We start from the raw sequence: 17,477 nt of genomic DNA, 5'->3' as shown, positions 1-17,477 counted from the left end.
AGCGCCGCCGACCAAAGCCCCTACTCCGCGACACCCCTGCCCCACGACACCCCTACTCCACGACCACCGTCACCGCGAACCGCGTCCAGTCCATCGGCGACACGCATCGCTGAGCTTCCCCGCACGTCTCCCGCTGCGCCACGATCTGCGCCGTCCCCCGAGCCCGCGCCGCGAAGGTCCGCGGCGGACCCACGCACGCGCCGCCCGGCGGGTGGCACACGATCGCCATCGGCGAGATCCCGGGCGCCAGGACGGCCGGGTTGCTCGACGTCGGTGCGGAGGGCCATGGGAACTGCGCCGCGATCACGACGGTCCCGACGGCCACGTGCAGCGTCGTCCCGTTCTGCGCCGGGGTCACCGTCACCGTTCCGTGCGCGAGGCTCGGTGACGAGACCGGCGATGAGACCGGTGGTGTCGGCCGCGTCGGTCGCGTCGAAGGCGGCGCGGACGGGCGCCCGGAAGCCGAACCGGTCGGCGACGCGGACGGCGTCCCGGGCGCCGAACTCGTCGGTCCGGTCCCACCGGGAACCCCGGTAGTCGACCCGCTCGGGGATCCCGACGTACCGGAGGTATCGGACGTAGTGCCCGAAACCGGACCTGTGCCAGACCCCTGCGAAGAGCTGGCGGAGACCGTGGCGGTGCCGGACGCCGAGCTCCCGGCGTTCACCTGATTGGCTGTCGTCGAGCAGGAAGCCGTTGTGAAACCTAGAAGAACGGCGCATGCCGCAACGCTGCTAACAGAAAGCCATCGCGGGTGCATCGCAGACCTCCTCGATGTGGGCGTCCTTGAGTCCACCCCTTGAACCTACTCCCGCAAGCCGCGCCGCCAAGGGCTTTCGACGAGCAGGGCCGGGGCCTTCGTGCAAGTCGGTCCCAGAGGGCGGGAGATAGTGCCGCCTATATCACAGCACCTCCGCTTTTATCCGGTTGGATGATCTTCGTGAGCTGATGATCGTTGATCTTCCGGTGATCTCGATCACACTTGCCCGCCCCCCTGTGGCACAGCCCACACCGCGCAGGCGTAGGATCAGCGGCGAAAGAAGGCACCGACCGTCTCGTGGCGCTCACGGTCGTGGTGTGAAACCGCCTCTCCACACACTGGGTTCACAACACGGCACTGAATGTCGCGGGAGCTTGTGAAATCAGCCACAAGTAGCGTGAGCAGGGCCCACCCGTCCAGAAATTGACACAAACCTGCCTGACAGGACGTCACCGAAATGAACAGTTACGCGCCGATCCTGGTGCTCGGCGGCCTGGCCGCCGGGTTCGCCATTTTCTCGGTCGTGTCCGGGATGCTCACCGGCCCCAAGCGGTACAACCGAGCCAAGCTGGAGGCTTACGAGTGCGGCATCGAGCCCACTCCGCAGCCGGTCGGCGGCGGCCGCTTCCCGGTGAAGTACTACCTGACCGCCATGCTCTTCATCATCTTCGACATCGAAATCGTGTTCCTGTACCCGTGGGCGGTGCGGTTCGACTCCCTCGGCTGGTTCGGGCTGGTCGAGATGGTGTTCTTCATCCTCACCGTCTTCGTCGCCTACGCATACGTGTGGCGCCGCGGTGGATTGGAATGGGACTGACAGATGGGCCTGGAAGAGAAGCTGCCCGCGGGATTCCTCCTCACGACCGTGGAGGGCCTGGCGGGCTATATGCGCAAGTCGTCGGTCTGGCCGGCGACGTTCGGTTTGGCCTGCTGCGCCATCGAGATGATGGCCACCGGCGCCGGGCGCTATGACCTGGCGCGCTTCGGCATGGAGCGGTTCTCCGCGACGCCGCGCCAGGCGGACCTGATGATCGTGGCGGGCCGGGTGAGCCAGAAGATGGCCCCGGTCCTGCGCCAGGTCTACGACCAGATGGCGAACCCCAAGTGGGTCATCGCGATGGGGGTCTGCGCGTCCTCCGGCGGGATGTTCAACAACTACGCGATCGTGCAGGGCGTGGACCACATCGTGCCGGTCGACATCTACCTGCCGGGCTGCCCGCCGCGGCCGGAGATGCTGCTGGACGCGATCTTGAAGCTGCACGAGCAGATCCAGAGCATGCCGCTGGGCGTGAACCGTAAGAAGGCTGCGGAAGAGGCCGAGAAGGCCGCGATGAACGCCAAGCCGACCATCCTGATGGAAGGGCTTCTCCGGTGACTGAGAACGTACCCGCGGTCCCGGAGCCGGGTGCCGACTCCCCGGGCGGCGAGCTGATCGCCACCCGGAAGGGCATGTTCGGGGTCCGTAACGGCGGCGACACCTCCGGCTACGGCGGCCTGGTCCGCCGGATCGAGCTGCCCGGCGCCAGCCAGCGGCCCTATGGCGGCTACTTCGACGTGATCGCCGACGAGCTCGAGGGCGCGCTGGAGGAGCAGGGCCTGCCGGTCGAGGCGATCAGCGCCTACGTGGTGTACCGCGGCCAGCTGACCATCCACGTGCCGCGCGAGCACCTCGTCCGGGTCGCCAAGACCCTGCGTGACGACCCCGCGCTGCGCTTCGAGATGTGCCTGGGCGTCACCGGGATCCACTTCCCGGAGGAGGCCGGCCGCGAACTGCACAGCGTCGTACCGCTGCTGAGCATCACGCACAACCGCCGGATCCGGCTGGAGACCACCGCTGCGGACGTGGACCCGCACATCCCCTCGCTGTTCGAGGTCTACCCGACGGTCGACTGGCACGAGCGCGAGAGCTACGACATGTTCGGCATCATCTACGACGGCCACCCGGGCCTGACCCGGATCCTGATGCCGGACGACTGGCTGGGACACCCCCAGCGCAAGGACTACCCGCTCGGCGGCATCCCCGTCGAGTTCAAGGGCGCGCAGATCCCGGCTCCGGACCAGCGGAGGGCCTACTCATGACAGTCATCGACGGCAGTGTCGACTACGAGGCCGACGGCGAGTCGGCAGACACCGGGGACTTCCAGGACGCCGAAGGCATCGAGGGCCGCGTCTTCAACGTCTCCGGCGGCGACTGGGACGAGATCCTGACCGGTCTGCAGGAGGCGCCCGAAGAGCGCATCGTCGTCAACATGGGCCCGCAGCACCCGTCCACACACGGGGTGCTCCGGGTGATCCTGGAGATCGACGGCGAGACGGTCACCGAGGCCCGCTGCGGCATCGGCTACCTGCACACCGGGATCGAGAAGAACACCGAGTACCGCAACTGGGTGCAGGGCACGACGTTCGTGACCCGCATGGACTACCTGACGCCGCTGTTCAACGAGACGGCGTACTGCCTGGCGGTGGAGCAGGCGCTGGACATCGAGGACCAGATCCCCGAGCGGGCCAGCGTCATCCGGGTCCTGATGATGGAGCTGAACCGGATCTCCAGCCACCTGGTTTGCCTTGCCACCGGCGGTATGGAGATGGGCGCGCTGACCATGATGACCGCGGGCTTCCGCGAGCGCGAGGAGACGCTGGACCTCTTCGAGTTCATCACCGGCCTGCGCATGAACCACGCGTACATCCGTCCCGGCGGCGTGGCGCAGGACCTGCCGCCCGGTGCGGTGGACAAGATCGGCAGCTACATCAAGCTGATGCGCAAGCGCTTCCCGGACTACGCGAAGCTGTGCAACGAGAACCCGATCTTCAAGGGCCGCACCGAGGGTGTGGGCCACCTGGACCTGGCCGGCTGTATGGCGCTGGGCATCACCGGCCCGGTGCTGCGCAGCACCGGCCACCCGCTGGACCTGCGCAAGTCCCAGCCGTACTGCGGCTACGAGACCTACGACTTCGAGGTTGCCACCTGGGACACCTGCGACGCCTACGGGCGCTACCGGGTCCGGCTGACCGAGATGTACGAGTCGCTGAGGATCGTCGAGCAGTGCCTGGACCGCATCCAGCGCACCCAGGGCCAGCCGGTCATGGTCGAGGACAAGAAGATCGCCTGGCCGGCGCAGCTGGCCCTGGGCAGCGACGGCATGGGCAACAGCCTGGACCACATCCGGCACATCATGGGCGACTCCATGGAGGCCCTGATCCACCACTTCAAGCTGGTCACCGAGGGCTTCCACGTCCCGGCCGGCCAGGTATACGCGGCGGTGGAGTCGGCGAAGGGCGAGCTGGGCGTGCACGTCGTCTCCGACGGCGGGACGCGGCCCTACCGGGTCCACTTCCGGGACCCGTCCTTCACGAACCTGCAGGCGACCGCGGCGATGTGCGAGGGCGGCCAGCTGGCCGACGTCATCGTCGCCATCGCCTCCCTCGACCCGGTGATGGGTGGTGTCGACCGATGACGGCGTACGAACACCTGAAGAAGTTGGACGACGACGCCGCGGCGGTCATCGCGCGCTACCCGCAGTCCGGCTCCGCGCTGCTCCCCTTGCTGCACCTGGTGCAGAGCGAGGAGGGCTTCGTCTCCCCGGCGGGCATCGAATACTGCGCCGACAAGCTGGGCCTGTCCACCGCCGAGGTATCGGCGGTGTCGACGTTCTACACCATGTACAAGCGGCGCCCGGTCGGCGACTACCACGTCGGCGTGTGCACCAACACCCTGTGCGCGGTGATGGGCGGCGACGCCATCTTCGCCACGCTCAAGGACCACCTGAGCGTCGGCAACGACGAGACCACCGAGGACGGCAAGCTGACGCTGGAGCACATCGAGTGCAACGCGGCCTGCGACTACGCCCCGGTGATGATGGTCAACTGGGAGTTCATGGACGACATGAACCCCGACAAGGCGGTCGGCCTGGTCGACGAGCTGCGCGCGGGCAAGGCGGTCCACTCCACCCGGGGCCCGGCGCTGTGCACCTTCAAGCAGGCCGAGCGGATCCTGGCCGGGTTCGAGGACCCGCGCGAGGGCGCGGTGGCCGGGGGCGGCGCCGCCGGGCACGCCACGCTGGCCGGTCTGCTCGTCTCGCAGGGCCGCACCCCCACCGGTCCCGCGGTCACCACGGAGGCGTCCGAGTAATGGCACCTGAACTCACCCCCGTCCTGTCCCGGGGCTGGCTGGACTCCGAGCCCTGGACGCTCGCCGGCTATCAGCGGCGCGACGGCTACACCGCCGTGAAGCAGGCGCTGCGGATGCACCCCGACGAGGTCATCCAGCTCGTCAAGGACTCCGGACTGCGCGGCCGCGGCGGCGCGGGCTTCCCCACCGGCATGAAGTGGGGCTTCATCCCGCAGAACGACGGCAAGCCGCACTACCTGGTGGTGAACGCCGACGAGTCCGAGCCGGGCACGTGCAAGGACATCCCGTTCATGATGGCCAACCCGCACGAGCTGGTGGAAGGCGTGATCATCGCGTGCTACGCGATCCGCGCCAGCCACGCGTTCATCTACGTGCGCGGTGAAGTGCTGCACGTCCTGCGCCGGTTGCAGGCGGCAGTGAGCGAGGCCTACGCGGCCGGGTACCTCGGCAAGGGCGTCTTCGGCACCGACTTCGACCTCGAACTCACCGTGCACGGCGGCGCCGGCGCGTACATCTGCGGCGAGGAGACGGCACTGCTGGACTCCCTGGAAGGCAAGCGTGGACAGCCTCGTCTGCGTCCTCCCTTCCCGGCCGTCGCAGGGCTCTACGCCAGCCCCACATGTGTCAACAACGTCGAGTCCATCGGTTCGGTTCCCGCGATCGTCCGCAACGGCGTGGACTGGTTCAAGGGCATGGGCAGCGAGAAGTCCCCGGGCTTCACGCTGTACTCGCTGTCCGGCCACGTGAAGTACCCCGGGCAGTACGAGGCCCCGCTCGGCATCACGCTGCGCGAGCTGCTGGACTACGCCGGCGGCGTCCGGCCCGGCCACCGCCTGAAGTTCTGGACCCCCGGCGGCTCCTCCACCCCGATGTTCACCGAGGAGCAGCTGGACGTCCCGCTGGACTACGAGGGCGTCGGCGCGGCCGGTTCCATGCTCGGCACCAAGGCGCTGCAGATCTTCGACGAGACCACCTGTGTGGTGCGCGCCGCTCTGCGCTGGACCGAGTTCTACGCGCACGAGTCCTGCGGCAAGTGCACGCCCTGCCGCGAGGGCACCTACTGGCTCGTGCAGATCCTCAAGCGCATGGAGAAGGGCGAGGGCACCGAGGAGGACCTCGGCAAGCTCCTGGACCTGTGCGACAACATCGTGGGCAAGGCCTTCTGCGCCCTCGGCGACGGTGCCGCCGCGCCGATCCAGTCCTCGCTCAAGTACTTCCGGGACGAGTACCTGGAGCACTTCGAACGCGGCGGGTGCCCCTTCGACCCGTCCCTGTCCACCGCGTGGGCCGACGGCCCGCTGTCGTTCGCGAGGACCAGCGCATGACCGTGACCACAACGAATTCCAACGACAGCGGCAAGGAGGTGGCGGTGCCCACGCCACCCCCGGTCGAGCTCGTGACGATCACCATCGACGGTGTCGAGCTCCAGGTGCCGAAGAACGAGCTGATCATCCGCAGCGCGGAGCGGATCGGCACGCAGATCCCCCGGTTCTGCGACCACCCGCTGCTGGCGCCGGTCGGCGCCTGCCGGCAGTGCATCGTCGAGGTGGAGGGCCAGCGCAAGCCGGTGGCCTCCTGCACCACGACGGTCGCCGACGGCATGGTGATCCACACCCAGCTGTCCTCGCCGGTCGCCGAGAAGGCCCAGCGCGGGGTGATGGAGCTGCTGCTCATCAACCACCCGCTGGACTGTCCGATCTGCGACAAGGGCGGCGAGTGCCCGCTGCAGAACCAGGCGATGAGCACCGGCGCCGGGGAGTCCCGGTACGAGGGGGCCAAGCGCACCTTCCCCAAGCCGATCAACATCTCCAGCCAGGTGCTGCTGGACCGCGAGCGCTGCGTGTCCTGCGCGCGGTGCACGCGGTTCGCCGACCAGATCGCCGGCGACCCGTTCATCACGCTGATCGAGCGCGGCTCGGAGCAGCAGGTCGGGATCTCGGTGGCCGAGGACCAGGACTTCGCGTCCTACTTCTCCGGCAACACCGTGCAGATCTGCCCGGTCGGCGCGCTGACCGGCGCGGCCTACCGGTTCCGCTCGCGGCCCTTCGACCTGGTCTCCTCGCCGAGTGCCTGCGAGCACTGCGCGGCCGGTTGCGCGCTGCGCACCGACCACCGGCGCGGCAAGGTCACCCGGCGGATGGCGATCGACGATCCGCAGGTGAACGAGGAGTGGAACTGCGACAAGGGACGCTGGGCGTTCCAGTACGCGCAGGCCCCCGGCGCCAAGCGCATCACCTCGCCGCTGATCCGCGACCGCGAGTCCGGCGAGCTGCGTCCGGCCTCCTGGCCGGAGGCGCTGGCCTTCGCCGCCGAGGGGCTGAACGCGGCCCGCGGCCGCGCGGCCGCTCTGGTCGGCGGCCGGCTCACGCTGGAAGACGCCTACGGGTACGCGAAGTTCACCCGGATCGCGTTGGAGACCAACGACATCGACTTCCGGGCCCGGCCGCACTCCGAGGAGGAGGCCGAGTTCCTGGCCTCGCAGGTCGCCGGCTCCGGTATGGCGACCACTTACGGCGACCTCGACCTCGCCCCGGCCGTGCTGCTGGTCGGCTTCGAGCCGGAAGAGGAGTCGCCGATCGTCTTCCTGCGGCTGCGCAAGAACGTGCTCGCCCGCAAGCTCGCCGTCTCGGCCATAGCGCCGTACGCGACCCGCGGGCTGGAAAAGCTCAAGGGCTCGCTGCTGAAGGCGGCGCCGCTCACCGAGCCGGCGTTCCTGGCGGCCCTGGCCGACGGCGGCTCAGACTCCGGTCTGGACGCCGCCGGCCTGAAGACCGCCGAGGACCTGCGCAAGCCCGGGGCGGTGATCCTGGTCGGCGAACGGCTGGCCGCCGTGCCCGGCGCGCTCACCGCCGCGGTGAAGCTGGCCGGGGTGACCGGCGCGAAGCTGGCGTGGATCCCGCGCCGGGCCGGGGAGCGGGGCGCGCTGGAAGCCGGCGCGCTGCCGAACCTGCTGCCCGGCGGCCGCCCGGCCACCGACCCCGAGGCCCGCACCGAGGTCGCCGCCCGCTGGGGCGTCGGCAACCTGCCGGGCGCCTTCGGGCGCGGGACCACGGAGATCATCCAGGCCGCGGCCCTGGGCGGGATCGCCGGCCTGGTGGTCGCCGGCGTCGACCCCTACGACCTGGCCGACCCGCAGGAGTTCCTGGACGCCCTGGACCGGGTGCCCTTCCTGGTCTCGCTGGAGTTCCGGCACACCGCGGCCACCGAGCGGGCGCACGTGGTGTTCCCGGTCGCCCCGGTCGCCGAGAAGTCCGGGACCTTCGTGGACTGGGAGGGCCGCGCGCGGCCCTTCGAGACCGCGCTGGACGCCGACGCGGTCCAGGCCGCGGGCCTGGGCGAGATGCCGGACCTGCGGGTGCTGGACCGGATCGCCGACGCCATGGACGTGCACCTGGGCCTGCCCACGGTCGGTGCCGCCCGGCACGAGTTGGCCCAGCTGGGGCTGTGGAACCGGGAGAAGACCCCGGCGCTGGCCGGCACCCCGGCCGACCTGCCCAAGCCGGCGGTCGGCGAGGCCGTGCTGGCCACCTGGCACCTGCTGCTGGACGCCGGCTCGCTGCAGGCGAACGAGCCGTTCCTGGCCGGCACCGGCAAGCCCACCGTGGTCCACCTGAGCAAGGAGACCGCCTCGGAGATCCAGGCCGCCGAGGGCGACCTGGTCACCGTCTCCAACGAGCACGGCTCGATCACCCTGCCGCTGCGGATCGCCGACCTGGCCGGCCGCGTGGTGTGGCTGCCGACGAACTCCAAGGGTTCGCAGGTGCGCCGCTCGCTGCGCGCGGACACCGGATCGCTGGTCAAGATCGCGCGCGCCGCGACCGAAGTGGAGGCGACCGCGTGAGCGCCCTGACAGTGCTGGTGCCCCTGGCCAGCGGCTCCTTGAGGGCCGACGCCACCACCCCCACCAACTACGAGAACCTGTCGTTCTTCGGCCGGGACCCGTGGTGGCTGATCCTGATCAAGGTGGTGGCCTGCTTCGCGTTCCTGGTCGTCACGGTCCTGATGGCGATCCTGTTCGAGCGCAAGATCGTCGGCTACATGCAGCAGCGCATCGGGCCCAACCGCACCGGTCCCTGGGGTCTGCTCCAGTCGCTGGCCGACGGCGTGAAGCTGATGCTCAAGGAAGACATCATCCCGACCGCGGCGGACAAGCTGGTCTTCATCATCGCGCCGCTGATCGCCACGATCCCGGCGTTCCTGGCGATCGCCGTGGTGCCCTTCGGCCCGGCGAACAACCAGGTGTCGATCTTCCACCACCGGACTCCGCTCCAGCTGACCGACCTGCCGGTCGCCATCTTGTACGTGCTGGCCGCGACCTCGATCGGGATCTACGGCATCGTGCTGGCCGGCTGGGCCTCCGGCTCGACCTACCCGCTGCTGGGCGCTCTGCGCTCCACCGCGCAGATGATCTCCTACGAGATCGCGATGTCGCTGTCCTTCGTGGCGGTGTTCATCTACGCCGGCACGATGAGCACCTCGGGCATCGTGGACAGCCAGCACAGCTGGTGGAACTGCCTGCCGCTGCTGCCGTCCTTCCTCATCTACGTGGTGTCGATGGTCGGCGAGACCAACCGCGCGCCGTTCGACCTCCCGGAGGCCGAGGGCGAGCTGGTCGGCGGGTTCCACACCGAGTACTCCTCGATCAAGTTCGCGCTGTTCTTCCTGGCCGAGTACATCAACATGGTCACGGTCTCCTCGCTGGCCGTGCTGATGTTCCTCGGCGGCTGGCACGCCCCGTTCGGACTGGTCTCGGTCTGGCACGGCGCGAACAGCGGCTGGTGGCCGGTGCTGTGGTACGTGATCAAGCTCGTGCTGTTCATGCTCTTCTTCTTCTGGCTGCGGGCCACGCTGCCCCGCCTGCGCTACGACCAGTTCATGAAGCTGGGCTGGAAGGTGCTGATCCCGGCCTCCCTGGTCTGGCTGCTGGCGGTGGCCGTGGTGCGGACCCTGAAGAACCAGGGCGACCTGAACCGCTCGCACCTGATCTACATCCTCGGCCCGGTGGTCGCGGTGCTGGTGGTCCTGTGGATCATCAGCGAACTGCGCTACCGGCAGACCAGCGCCCTGGAGAAGGCGGAGGAGGCCGCGACCGCGGCCAAGCCGTTCGACCCGATGGACGGCGGCTTCCCGGTGCCGCCGTTGCCCGGCCAGACGCTGCCGGCGTTCACGCCGCGCCGGCCTCGGGCCGCTCTGGTGGGCGCCCTGGTGGAACCCGCCGAGGTGTCCGAACTCGAAGCAGGAGACCCCGATGTCTGACCAGCAGAACCCTTACTCCGGTAAGGAGAAGCCCAAGAACCCGCTCGCCGGGGTGGCCGGGTTCGGCGTCACCTTCTCGACGATGTTCAAGAAGCGGACGACCGAGCAGTACCCTGAGGAGCCCAAGCAGACCGCGCTGCGGTTCCACGGCCGGCACCAGCTCAACCGGCACCCCGACGGGCTGGAGAAGTGCATCGGCTGCGAGCTGTGTGCCTGGGCCTGTCCGGCGGACGCCATCTACGTGGAGGGCGCGGACAACACCGAACAGGAGCGCTACTCCCCGGGGGAGCGCTACGGCCGCGTCTACCAGATCAACTACCTGCGCTGCATCCTGTGCGGGCTGTGCATCGAGGCCTGCCCGACCCGGGCGCTGACCATGACCAACGAGTTCGAGCTCGCCGACACCTCGCGGGCCAAGCTCATCTACACCAAGGACGAGCTGCTGGCCGGCTTGACCGAGGGCATGGTCGAATCGCCGCACTCGATCTTCCCGGGCATGTCCGCCCAGGACTACTACGAGGGCAAGGTCACCGCGGCCGCGCCGGGCACCGTCCCGCAGCAGCGCGGCTCGCAGGCCAAGCCCGAACCGGACGGGGAGGACGCCTGATGAGCCTTCCGCTCGCTGTGGCCGACCAGGGCCTCACCCTGGCTGCCGGACTCAGCAAGACCTCAGACGGCGAGGCGTTCCAGTTCTACGTCCTCGGCGCCGTGGCGGTGCTCGGGGCGCTCGGGACGGTCTTCGCCAAGAAGGCCGTGCACTCGGCGCTCTCGCTGGCCATGACCATGATCTGCCTGGCGATGTTCTACCTGGCGCAGGGAGCGTACTTCCTGGGCGTGGTGCAGATCGTCGTCTACACCGGCGCGATCATGATGCTGTTCCTGTTCGTGCTGATGCTGGTCGGCGTCTCCAGCGCCGACTCCCTGGTGGAGACCATCAAGGGCCAGCGCAAGCTGGCGGTGCTGGCCGCGGTCGCGTTCGCGGTGCTGGTGATGGTGGCCCTGGGCCACGCGCGACTGGGGACGTTCCAGGGCGCGGGACCGGCCAACGCCGGCGGCGGCAACGTCAAGAACCTCGCGGACCTGATCTTCAGCAAGTACTTCTGGGCCTTCGAGGTCACCTCGGCGCTGCTGATCACCGCCGCGGTCGGCGCGATGGTGATGACCCACCGGGAGCGCCTGGTGGCCCGCAAGTCGCAGAAGGAACTGGTCGAGGAGCGGGTGCGCACCGGCCAGCGGATGACGCCGCTGCCGACCCCGGGCGTCTACGCCCGGCACAACGCGGTGGACATCCCCGCGCTGCTGCCGGACGGCTCGGTCGCCGAGGACTCGGTGAACGCCACCCTGCAGGCCCGCACCCCGGTGCGCGACGCGGTCGGGCTGACCGCCGTCACCCGGGAGAACATGGCGGTGCCGCACCAGGGCGATGCTCCCGAGCTCGAAAACGCCTCGACGAACGGAGCGGCCGAGTGAACCCCGATAACTATCTCTTCCTGTCGGCGCTCCTGTTCACGATCGGCGCCTTCGGGGTGCTGATCCGCCGGAACGCCATCGTGGTCTTCATGTGCGTCGAGCTCATGCTCAACGCCGTGAACCTGACCCTGGTGACCTTCTCCCGCATGCACGGCGACCTCACCGGACAGGTCATCGCCTTCTTCACGATGGTGGTGGCGGCCGCGGAGGTCGTGGTCGGGCTGGCCATCATCGTGTCCGTGTTCCGTACCCGCCGCTCGGCCTCGGTCGACGACGCAAACCTGCTGAAGTACTGAGAGGGCGGAAAGTGTCAATTCGCGGCGCGAAACGGCCTATGAGCGGCGCCTGGCGTCGCCGGGCGGCCCTTACAGCCAACCAGGATGCGCGGGCCGCCCGTCTAGCCATGCTTGCTCCTAGGCCGTTTCGCTGGTTCTCGACGTCAGCCGGCGGTTCCGTATACCGCAAATCGCCACTTCCCACCCTCTGAGAGGCGGGCCGAGTAAGCAATGGAAAGTCTCATCTGGCTTGTCCCCGGACTGCCGCTCTTCGGCGCGGCGATCCTGCTCCTCGGGGGCAAGCGCACCAACGCCTGGGGACACCTGCTCGGGTGTCTCGCGGCGCTGGGCAGCTTCGCCCTCGCGGCTGGGCTGTTCTTCACGATGCTCGGGAAGCACGGCGCTGCGCGCTCGATGCACCAGCACCTGTACTCCTGGGTCCCGGTGCCCGGCACGGGGCAGAACCCGTTCCAGGCCGACGTGGCCTTCCAGCTCGACCAGCTCTCCGTGGTCTTCATCCTGCTGATCACCGGTGTCGGATCGCTGATCCACATCTACTCGATCGGCTACATGAGCCACGACCCCGAGCGCCGGAAGTTCTTCAGCTACCTGAACCTCTTCCTCGCGGCGATGCTGATCCTGGTGCTGGCCGACAACTACCTGCTGCTGTACGTCGGCTGGGAGGGTGTCGGTCTGGCCTCGTACCTGCTGATCGGGTTCTGGCAGGCCAAGCCGAGCGCGGCGGCGGCGGCGAAGAAGGCGTTCGTCGTCAACCGGGTCGGTGACGTCGGGCTGTCGATCGCGATCATGCTGATGTTCGTCACCTTCGGGTCGTTCAACTTCGGGACGGTCTTCGGCACCGCCGGCGGGGCCTCGAAGGGCACGCTGACCGCGATCGGCATCATGCTCCTGCTGGCCGCCTGCGGTAAGTCGGCGCAGTTCCCGCTGCAGTCCTGGCTCGGCGACGCGATGGAGGGCCCGACCCCGGTCAGTGCCCTGATCCACGCCGCGACCATGGTGACCGCGGGCGTCTACCTGATCGTCCGCTCGCACGCGATCTTCGACCTGTCGCCGACCGCGCGGCTGCTGGTGACCATCGTCGGCGCGATCACGCTGCTGTTCGGTGCGATCGTCGGTTGTGCCAAGGACGACATCAAGAAGAGCCTGGCCGGCTCGACGATGTCGCAGATCGGCTACATGATCCTGGCCGCGGGCCTGGGCCCGATCGGCTACGCGTTCGCGATCATGCACCTGGTCACCCACGGCTTCTTCAAGGCCGGGCTGTTCCTCGGCGCCGGATCGGTCATGCACGGCATGAACGACGAGGTGAACATGCGCCATTACGGGGCCCTGCGCAAGTACATGCCGATCACCTTCGGCACGTTCTTCCTGGGCTACCTGGCGATCATCGGCTGCCCGCCGTTCTCCGGGTTCTACTCCAAGGACAAGATCATCGAGGCCGCCTTCAGCAAGGGCGGCACCTCGGGCTGGATCCTCGGCGGCGCCGCCCTGCTGGGCGCGCTGATCACCGCGTTCTACATGACCCGCATGGTGATCATGACCTTCTTCGGCGAGAAGCGCTGGGTCCCGGACGCCGAGGGCCACGAGCCGCACCCGCACGAGTCGCCGCTGTCCATGGGCCTGCCGATGCTGCTGCTGGCGGTCGGTTCGGTCGCCGCGGGCTTCCTGTTCTCGATGAACTCGGCGTTCGTGAACTGGCTGGAGCCGGTGACCGGGCCGCGCGAGGAGGGCAAGCTGCCCGGCGGCCTGAACTCCACGACGCTGTCGATCATCACGTTGGCGGCGGTCGCCGTGGGCGTGGCGATCGCGATTCTGAAGTACGGCACCCGCAAGGTGCCGGCCGTCGCCCCGCGCGGCAGCTTCATCACCGTGGCGGCCCGCAAGGACCTGTACGGCGACGCCTTCAACGAGGCGGCGCTGATGCGGCCCGGCCAGTACCTGACCCGCACCCTGGTCTACACCGACAACCGCGGCGTGGACGGGGCGATCAACGGTCTGGCCGCGCTGGTCGGCGGGACCTCCGGGCGGCTGCGACGGCTGCAGACCGGATTCGTCCGCTCCTACGCCTTGTCCATGTTCGGAGGAGCGGCCGCTCTGGTCGCCGCGATCCTCTTCGCGAAGCTCTAAAGGGAGAGATGGAGATGAGCAGCTTTCCCTGGTTGACCACGATGGGCGTGGTCCCGTTGGTCGGGTCCGCTCTGGTGGCCACGTTGCCGAAAGAGCGGAGCGCGGCCGCCAAGAAGATCGCGCTGACCTTCAGCGTCGCGACGTTCGGCGTCGCGGCGTTGATGGCCACCCAGTTCAAGAAGGGCGGCTCCCGGTTCCAGTTCACCGAGAGCCACCAGTGGATCAAGGCCTTCAACATCAACTACGGCCTCGGGGTGGACGGCATCGCCCTGGTGCTGATCCTGATGACCACGGTCCTGATGCCGGTGGTCATGCTCGCGGCCTGGAACGACGCCGACGAGGCACAGGCCGACGGACGCCGCTCGGTCCGCGCCTACTTCGCGCTGTACCTGTTGTTGGAGACGATGATGATCGGGGTCTTCGCGGCCACCGATCTGTTCCTGTTCTACGTGTTCTTCGAAGCCATGCTGATCCCGATGTACTTCCTCATCGGCGGCTTCGGCGGACCGCAGCGGTCCTACGCCGCGGTGAAGTTCCTGCTGTACTCGCTGTTCGGCGGCCTGTTCATGCTGGCCGCGCTGATCGGCCTGTACGTCGCCTCCGGCAAGCACCTGGGCACCGGGACCTTCGACTTCAACACCCTGGCCAACGCCGTGGCCTCCGGCCAGCTGGGCATCAGCCCGGGGCTGTCCAAGGCGCTGTTCCTCGGGTTCTTCGTGGCCTTCGCGGTGAAGGCGCCGCTGTTCCCGTTCCATACCTGGCTGCCGGATGCCGCGGCCGAGGCCACGCCGGGTTCGGCGGTGCTGCTGGTCGGTGTGCTGGACAAGGTCGGCACGTTCGGGATGCTGCGGTACTGCCTGGAGCTGTTCCCCGGGGCCTCGAAGTTCTTCACCCCGATGGTGATCGGGATGGCGATCGTCGGCACCCTGTACGGCGCGCTGCTGGCCATCGGCCAGACCGACATCAAGCGGCTGATCGCCTACACGTCGATCTCGCACTTCGGGCTGATCACCCTCGGGGTGTTCGCGATGACCTCGGCGGGTCAGAGCGGCGCCTCGCTCTACATGGTGAACCACGGCCTGTCCACCGGCGCGCTGTTCATCGTCGCCGGCTTCCTGATCTCCCGCCGCGGCTCGCAGCTGATCGACGACTACGGCGGGGTCAACAAGGTCGCGCCGAAGCTGGCCGGCGTGTTCCTGATCGCCGGGCTGTCCTCGCTGGCGCTGCCGGGCCTGTCCTCCTTCGTCTCGGAGTTCCTGGTCCTGGTCGGCACCTTCGAGCGCTACAAGGCGGTGGCGATCGTGGCCACCTGCGCGATCATCCTGGCCGCGTTGTACGTGCTCTGGCTCTACCAGCGGACCATGACCGGCCCGCTGAAGGCCGGGCTGGAGGGCATGAAGGACCTGCGGGCCCGTGAGGTGGTCGCCGTGGCGCCGCTGATCGCGCTGATCATCGGTCTGGGCTTCTACCCCAAGCCGATCCTCGACGTGGTCAACCCCTCCGTCAAAACCACTCTGCAACACGTTCAGAAACAGGACCCGGCTCCGGCCCTGAACGCGCAGACCTCGGAGAAGGTGGACTCCAAGTGAGCGTTCTGACGTCTCTTCTCGCCGCCTCGCCCGGTGACCCGACGAACCCCGGCGGCGGCCTGGGCGGCGCGACCTCCACGGTGACGAACACCTTCACCGCGCCGCACGTCGAGTACCGGGCGCTGATGCCGATGCTGGTGGTGTTCGGCGCCGCGACGATCGGCATCCTCATCGAGGCCTTCCTGCCGCGCACCCGGCGGTACTGGCCGCAGGTCGGCGTCTCGCTGGCCGGGGTCGTGGCGGCCTTCTGCTTCGTGGTGGCCAACCACGGCATGGCCGAGACCACGGCCGCCGACGCGGTGTCGGTGGACGGTGTGACCCTGTTCCTGCAGGGCACCATCCTGCTGCTGGCCCTGCTCGCGCTGCTGCTGGTGGCCGAGCGCGGGACCGCCGTGGTCGACCTGGACGCGTTCACCGCGCAGGGCGCCACCACCCCCGGATCCGGCGGTGAGCGGGCGGCGGACAACGCCGGGCTGCGCACCACCGAGGTCTTCCCGCTGATGCTGTTCTCGGTCGGCGGCATGCTGCTCTTCCCGGCCGCGAACGACCTGCTGACGTCCTTCGTGGCGCTGGAAGTGCTGTCGCTGCCGCTGTACCTGCTGTGCGGTCTGGCCCGGCGCCGCCGCCTGCTGTCGCAGGAAGCGGCGATGAAGTACTTCCTGCTCGGGGCGTTCTCCTCGGCGTTCTTCCTGTACGGCGTCGCGTTGATCTACGGCTACGCCGGCTCGGTGCGGCTGTCCGACATCGCGAGCTCGATCACCGCCTCGCCGCACTCCGACGTGCTGGTGCTGGCCGGGGTCGCGCTGCTGGCGGTCGGGCTGCTGTTCAAGGTCGGCGCGGTGCCGTTCCACGCCTGGACCCCGGACGTGTACCAGGGCGCGCCGACCCCGATCACCGCGTTCATGGCCGCGGCGACCAAGGTGGCCGCGTTCGGCGCCCTGCTGCGCATCGCCTACGTGGCGCTGCCGGGGCTGCGCTGGGACTGGCGCCCGGTGCTGTGGGGCGTGGCGATCCTGACCATGCTGGTCGGCGCGATCCTGGCGATCACCCAGCGCGACATCAAGCGGATGCTGGCGTACTCGGCGATCCTCAACGCCGGGTACATCCTGCTCGGCGTGATCTCCACGACCTCCAAGGGCGTGAGCTCGACGCTGTTCTACCTGGCGGCGTACGGGTTCGCGACCATCGGCGCGTTCGCGGTGGTGACCCTGGTGCGCGAGTCGGTGCGCGGCGGATCGGACTCCGGGGACGGCGGCGAGGACGACTCGGTGACGGTCGGCGGCGAGGCCACCGACCTGTCGGCCTGGGCCGGCCTGGGCCGGCGCTCGCCGTTGCTGGCGGCCTGTTTCACGGTGTTCATGCTGGCCTTCGCGGGCATCCCGCTGACGTCCGGCTTCACCGGGAAGTTCGCGCTGTTCACGGCGGCGATCGACGGCGGCGCCTGGCCGCTGGTGATCGTCGGTGTGATCGCCTCGGCGGCGGCGGCGTTCTTCTACGTCCGTGTCATCGTCCTGATGTACTTCAGCGAACCGCTGCGCGAGGAGGGGGCGGGCCCGATCGTGGTGGTCCCCTCGCCGATGACCACGGTCGCGCTCACCGTGTCGGTGGCGCTGACCATCGCCCTCGGTGTGATCCCGCAGATGGCGCTGGACCTCGCGGACAAGGCGGCGTACTTCGTGCAGTAGCCCCGGCTACCGGCAGCGATGCCCCGGATCACTTCGGTGATCCGGGGCTCGTTTATTCGCCCTGGTACGTTGACCGGCCGGGGCGGCTCTCCCCGGAAAGTGCTGCCAGATAACCTAGGGACGAACATGTGAAGCACCTCCTGACGAATGAGCGCGACCCGCCCC

Annotated in this window: 15 protein-coding genes; 14 read left to right on the top strand and 1 reads right to left on the bottom strand. The window is 68.8% G+C overall.

Features of this window, described 5'->3' with window-relative positions; all coding sequences use genetic code 11:
- Nucleotides 1-52: 52 nt before the first annotated feature.
- Nucleotides 53-364: a hypothetical protein gene (locus KGQ19_RS31670; protein ID WP_212015968.1), complete on the bottom strand. Its 312-nt coding sequence runs from the start codon at nt 362-364 to the stop codon at nt 53-55.
- 853 nt (nt 365-1,217) lie between these two features.
- Here KGQ19_RS31670 and KGQ19_RS31665 point away from each other — a divergent pair.
- The 14 genes from KGQ19_RS31665 to nuoN all read left to right on the top strand — a co-directional run bounded on the left by KGQ19_RS31665 (nt 1,218) and on the right by nuoN (nt 17,312).
- Nucleotides 1,218-1,577, top strand: a complete 360-nt coding sequence (locus KGQ19_RS31665) for an NADH-quinone oxidoreductase subunit A (protein WP_212015966.1) — start codon at nt 1,218-1,220, stop codon at nt 1,575-1,577.
- Between the two features lie 3 nt (nt 1,578-1,580).
- On the top strand, nt 1,581-2,135 hold the full coding sequence (locus KGQ19_RS31660) for a NuoB/complex I 20 kDa subunit family protein (protein ID WP_015796239.1): 555 nt from the start codon (nt 1,581-1,583) through the stop codon (nt 2,133-2,135).
- On the top strand, nt 2,132-2,839 hold the full coding sequence (locus tag KGQ19_RS31655) for an NADH-quinone oxidoreductase subunit C (protein WP_212015964.1): 708 nt from the start codon (nt 2,132-2,134) through the stop codon (nt 2,837-2,839). The genes KGQ19_RS31660 and KGQ19_RS31655 overlap by 4 nt, the downstream gene beginning before the upstream one ends.
- Nucleotides 2,836-4,215 (top strand): NADH-quinone oxidoreductase subunit D, encoded by a 1,380-nt coding sequence (locus KGQ19_RS31650; RefSeq protein WP_230419752.1) that lies wholly within the window; start codon nt 2,836-2,838, stop codon nt 4,213-4,215. Before KGQ19_RS31655 ends, KGQ19_RS31650 begins: the two co-directional genes overlap by 4 nt.
- Nucleotides 4,212-4,889: an NADH-quinone oxidoreductase subunit NuoE gene (gene nuoE / locus KGQ19_RS31645; RefSeq protein WP_212015962.1), complete on the top strand. Its 678-nt coding sequence runs from the start codon at nt 4,212-4,214 to the stop codon at nt 4,887-4,889. Before KGQ19_RS31650 ends, nuoE begins: the two co-directional genes overlap by 4 nt.
- Nucleotides 4,889-6,214: an NADH-quinone oxidoreductase subunit NuoF gene (gene nuoF, locus KGQ19_RS31640; RefSeq protein WP_212015960.1), complete on the top strand. Its 1,326-nt coding sequence runs from the start codon at nt 4,889-4,891 to the stop codon at nt 6,212-6,214. The genes nuoE and nuoF overlap by 1 nt, the downstream gene beginning before the upstream one ends.
- Nucleotides 6,211-8,730, top strand: a complete 2,520-nt coding sequence (locus KGQ19_RS31635; RefSeq protein WP_212015950.1) for an NADH-quinone oxidoreductase subunit G — start codon at nt 6,211-6,213, stop codon at nt 8,728-8,730. Before nuoF ends, KGQ19_RS31635 begins: the two co-directional genes overlap by 4 nt.
- Before the next feature lie 17 nt (nt 8,731-8,747).
- Nucleotides 8,748-10,145 carry an NADH-quinone oxidoreductase subunit NuoH gene (gene nuoH, locus KGQ19_RS31630; protein ID WP_212015990.1) on the top strand — a complete coding sequence of 466 codons (1,398 nt, stop codon included), beginning with the start codon at nt 8,748-8,750 and terminating at the stop codon, nt 10,143-10,145.
- Nucleotides 10,138-10,752, top strand: a complete 615-nt coding sequence (gene nuoI / locus KGQ19_RS31625) for an NADH-quinone oxidoreductase subunit NuoI (RefSeq protein ID WP_212015948.1) — start codon at nt 10,138-10,140, stop codon at nt 10,750-10,752. The genes nuoH and nuoI overlap by 8 nt, the downstream gene beginning before the upstream one ends.
- Entirely contained in the window at nt 10,752-11,615 is an 864-nt protein-coding gene (locus KGQ19_RS31620; protein WP_212015946.1) for an NADH-quinone oxidoreductase subunit J, read from the top strand. Before nuoI ends, KGQ19_RS31620 begins: the two co-directional genes overlap by 1 nt.
- Nucleotides 11,612-11,911 carry an NADH-quinone oxidoreductase subunit NuoK gene (gene nuoK / locus KGQ19_RS31615; RefSeq protein ID WP_194896108.1) on the top strand — a complete coding sequence of 100 codons (300 nt, stop codon included), beginning with the start codon at nt 11,612-11,614 and terminating at the stop codon, nt 11,909-11,911. Before KGQ19_RS31620 ends, nuoK begins: the two co-directional genes overlap by 4 nt.
- A 210-nt stretch (nt 11,912-12,121) precedes the next feature.
- Complete coding sequence (gene nuoL / locus KGQ19_RS31610; RefSeq protein WP_212015944.1) at nt 12,122-14,038, top strand: NADH-quinone oxidoreductase subunit L; 1,917 nt, start codon at nt 12,122-12,124, stop codon at nt 14,036-14,038.
- Between the two features lie 14 nt (nt 14,039-14,052).
- Nucleotides 14,053-15,627 (top strand): NADH-quinone oxidoreductase subunit M, encoded by a 1,575-nt coding sequence (locus KGQ19_RS31605; RefSeq protein WP_194896106.1) that lies wholly within the window; start codon nt 14,053-14,055, stop codon nt 15,625-15,627.
- A gap of 59 nt (nt 15,628-15,686) precedes the next feature.
- Entirely contained in the window at nt 15,687-17,312 is a 1,626-nt protein-coding gene (gene nuoN / locus KGQ19_RS31600; RefSeq protein ID WP_413562915.1) for an NADH-quinone oxidoreductase subunit NuoN, read from the top strand.
- Nucleotides 17,313-17,477: the final 165 nt, after the last annotated feature.

Source organism: Catenulispora pinistramenti (genome assembly GCF_018274385.1).
GTDB lineage: Bacteria > Actinomycetota > Actinomycetes > Streptomycetales > Catenulisporaceae > Catenulispora > Catenulispora pinistramenti.
The sequence above is the reverse complement of the archived record's forward strand: the minus strand, read 5'-3'. Positions and strand labels throughout refer to the sequence as shown.